General features: G+C 58.5%; 1 pseudogene. It reads left to right on the top strand.

What is annotated here, in order from left to right:
* Positions 1 to 142: 142 nt before the first annotated feature.
* A pseudogene (locus ACWGTI_RS32655) lies at positions 143 to 561 on the top strand (hypothetical protein); the annotation flags it as partial.

Here is a 561-nt window from a genome sequence, read left to right as displayed (position 1 = left end):
ACGGTCACTAAAAATCAATGACTTACTTGGCTATGTTCTTTTTGTGTTCTCGTCCAGGTGTTCAAGTCGGGTCAAGGTTGACAAGGGGCTGACCTCAACCGGTTGGCATGCTTTCCTCTCCAGCAGATAAGGAGGGATGTGGATGCGGTTTGCCATTCAACTCATGATCGACGGCGGCGACGCAGCAGGCGAAACGCAAGAGATTATCAGCTTCGACCGAACAGACGGTGCGCTGTTGATTGATGAGCTCGGCTTGACGCTGGAAGAAGCGAAGAAGGCCCTTGCTGCACTCCAGATCGCGATCACCGATGCTCAGGTGACGGATCATTCCCGACCCCAGCGGCCTTGTCCGTGTTGCCTTCGGCCCCGGCAACTCAAGGACAAGCGCACAATCACCGTGCGCACGTGCTTTGGCAAGCTCGCGCTGCCGAGCCCACGATATCGATGCTGCCGATGTCACGAGGTACCCGGCGTTGTCGCGCCCGTCGTGGCCGCTCTACCTGAACGCGTCACGCCTGATCTGCTTGCGCTCGAGGCGCGTTGGGCCTCGCTTGCGGCCTA

The sequence above is a fragment of the Mesorhizobium sp. ArgA1 genome (assembly GCF_053714375.1).
The sequence above is the reverse complement of the archived record's forward strand: the minus strand, read 5'-3'. Positions and strand labels throughout refer to the sequence as shown.